A 3,371-nucleotide genomic window follows, 5' to 3' on the forward strand; every position below is an offset into this window, starting at 1 on the left:
GCCGCGACGGCGTTCGCCTATTTGTTGGTGGTCTTGCTGTTTTCGTTGATGGGCAGCTTCATCGCGTCGTCCGCGCTTTGCATCATAGCCATCGCTGCTCTCGCTTACTACTTTGCGCCGCCGGCGTTCAGCCTGCGTATCGATGACCCCCAAGATCTGCCGGTGGTTGTTGCATTCTTTATTGCCTCGATTGTGGGAGCGCACCTGATCGGAAAGCTCCGCCAGGAAAGAGAGGCTGCGCGTGTCGTTGCGGCCAAGCTTCAGCGGAGTGCGGCCGATTTGGAGGATCGCGAAAAGCGATGGCGCGCCATCTTCGAGCACAATCCGGCCATGTACTTCATGGTCGATAAAGCCGGCACTATCCTCAACGTCAATACGCTCGGCGCGACACAACTCAGCTATGCTCGTGCTGAACTGATCGCTCGATCAGTGCTGGACGTATTTCTCGAGGAGGATCGCGCTTTCGTTCGCGAATGCGTTCGGACGTGCCTTGAGGATGTGGGACAAACGCGCACGTGGGACGTCCGGAAAGTCAGGAAGGACGGCTCGGTGTTGTGGGTACGTGAAAACGCCAAAGCCATGCTCTGGGGCGATGAGCAGCCCATTGTCCTTATCGCCTGCGAAGATATCACGGAGCGAAGGCGGACCGAACTTGCCCTGCAGCGGAGCGAAGCACATTTGGCCCAGGCGCAGGAGTTGAGTCACACAGGCAGCTTCAGCTGGAACCCCACTACGGGCGAGGCCTTCTGGTCAAAGGAAACATTTCGCATTTTCCAATTAGATCCTGACACAGTGCAGCCGGGGCCGCAGCTCGTCGTTGAGCGCACTCATCCAGATGATAGGGCTTCCGTTAAAGAAATTATCGATCGCGCGATGCGAGACCCGAGCGATTTCGAGCACGAATACCGGCTTCTGCTACCGGACGGCTCGGTAAAGCACATCCATGCGCAGGCACGAGCGACGAGAGCAGCCTCTGGTGACATCGAGTTTGTTGGGGCAGCTACGGATATCACGGCGGCGAGGCGAGCAGAACAGCAGCTGCGCCGCAGCGAGGCCTATCTGGCCGAAGCCCAGCATCTCAGTCACACGGGCAGCTGGTCCTGGGACGTCTACGGTCTAGATTTCGTGTATCGCTCCGCCGAGGTCGATCGTCTGTTCGGCTTTAGCCCACAAGAGCCGGTGTCGATCGAGACCATTCGATCGCGCATCCATCCGGAGGACTTGCCGCGGCTGGAGGAGGTGCAGCGCCAGGCGATTGAACACAAGGAGGGGCGGTTCGAATATGATTTTCGTATCCTTCTACCGGATGGCGGGATAAGACGCATACACTCCGTTGCGCATGTGGTGGTCGGCAGCGATGGCAACGTCAGCGAGCTGATCGGAACACATATGGATGTGACCGAGCAACACGCAGCTAGGGAACGCCTGGAAAACACACTTGCCGCGCTACGCGAAAGCGAACAGCGCTTTCGCGACTACGCCGAAACAGCTTCCGACTGGCTCTGGGAGACCGGGCCGGATCATCAGGTCACTCGCTTATCCGAGCACACCAGCGCTGCGGGAATTTTGGCGACAGGATTGATCGGCCTGCTTCGCTGGGACATTGCGTGCGACGTCGAAGAGGAACCCGAGAAGTGGCGGCAGCATCGGGCGACGTTGGAGGCCCATCTTCCGTTTCGGGATCTCGTCTATCGCACCGTGAATCGGACAGGTTCTCCGATCTACGTCCGCACGAGTGGCAAGCCTTTTTTCGATGGAAAGGGCAAGTTTCTCGGCTACCGTGGCGTCAGCACTGACATCACCGCTACCATTCGCGCCGATCAAGCCGAACAAGAACTACGAAAGGCACAGTCGGAGCTTGCGCATGTGACGCGTGTAACGACTTTAGGAGAGCTGACAACCTCCATCGCCCACGAAATAAACCAGCCACTCGCCGCTATTATCAGCAACGCGGATGCGTGCCTCGGTTGGATGGGCCGGGAAGCGCCTAATCTTTCCGCCGCGCGCTCTTCGGTGGAGTGGATCATCGAAGACGCAATCCGGGGAAGCGAGGTGATCCGTCGTATTCGCGCGCTCGCGAAGAAAGGCGAGATTGAGATGGTGCCGCTCGATATCAATGAGGTCGTTAAGGACGTCGTTGCGCTGGTAACACGAGAGCTGGTGAGCCACCGAGTGACATTACGAACCGAGTTGACGGCAGGGCTGCCTAGGATCCTCGGCGATCGGATTCAGCTACAACAGGTGATGATCAATCTGGTGATGAACGGAATTGAAGCCATGGATGCAGTTACAGACAGGACGCGCGAACTGCTGATTCAATCATCGAAGGACGATGTGGGGCACGTCCACCTTGCCGTGACCGATTGTGGCGTCGGCATCGCCGAGAACGACGCGGACCGCGTCTTGGATCCCTTCTTCACCACCAAATCGACTGGCCTTGGAATGGGTCTTGCGATCTGCCGGTCGATCGTGGAATCTCATGGAGGACGACTGTCGATGGTCCACAAAAATGGACCGGGCGCGACGTTCCAGTTTGCCTTACCGCTGCATAAGGAGGCCGTCTCGTGACTGCACGATTTGACGCGCCAGATCAAGGCAGCAATGCCGAGGCCTCGACAAAGGCGACCGTCTTCGTCGTGGAGGATGACATCTCCATGCGTCGCTCGCTTACGAACCTTTTTCAATCGGTAGGGTTAGACGTCGTTGCATTCGGATCAGCCCGCGAAATGCTGCAGAGCACAATTCCGGACGTTATTAGCTGCCAACTTCTTGATGTCCGACTGCCAGGCTTGAGCGGCCTTGACTACCAGACCGAGCTAGCGAGGTTGAACATACATACTCCGATCATTTTCATTACCGGCCATGGCGACATTCCAATGACTGTCAGGGCCATGAAGGAAGGAGCGGTCGATTTTCTCAGCAAACCGTTTCGCGATCAGGAACTGCTTGATGCCGTGGTTGCGGCGACCGAACGCGATCGCAAAAGACGGGAGGCTCAGCAGACGGTCGCGAACCTGCAGTCTTTATTTGAGACCTTAAGCCCGCGCGAGCAGGCGGTGATGAAACTGGTCGCTGCCGGCCTGATGAACAAGCAGGTCGCCGCCGAGCTTGGGCTCGCCGAGATTACGGTCAAGATCTACCGGGGACACGTAATGAAAAAGATGCGTGCACGCTCGCTGGCCGACTTGATCAGAATGACTGAGACGCTGGGAGTTCGCACTAATCGTCCTGAACAAACCCAAGTATGATTTTACAATTTCATCAGTCGAGCCCACTTTTCGCGCAAGGTGGCTAATGCTTGCAGCCGCTATTTCCGCTCCAGGAGGGCTCGTCTTGTCCACGCCTTTGATTTCCGTCGTTGACGACGACGC

The 3,371-nt window shown here is 57.4% G+C and carries 2 protein-coding genes; both read left to right on the forward strand.

The window, feature by feature from the left end; genetic code table 11:
• Positions 1–2,568 (forward strand): PAS domain S-box protein (locus AC066S_RS38510; RefSeq protein WP_478271895.1); only part of this gene is annotated, 2,568 nt, incomplete at its 5' end.
• Positions 2,565–3,248, forward strand: coding sequence for a response regulator transcription factor (locus AC066S_RS38515; protein ID WP_478271896.1), 684 nt, complete (start codon positions 2,565–2,567; stop codon positions 3,246–3,248). The genes AC066S_RS38510 and AC066S_RS38515, both read left to right, overlap by 4 nt.
• Positions 3,249–3,371: the final 123 nt, after the last annotated feature.

The sequence above is a fragment of the Bradyrhizobium sp. CFUWI genome (genome assembly GCF_056429085.1).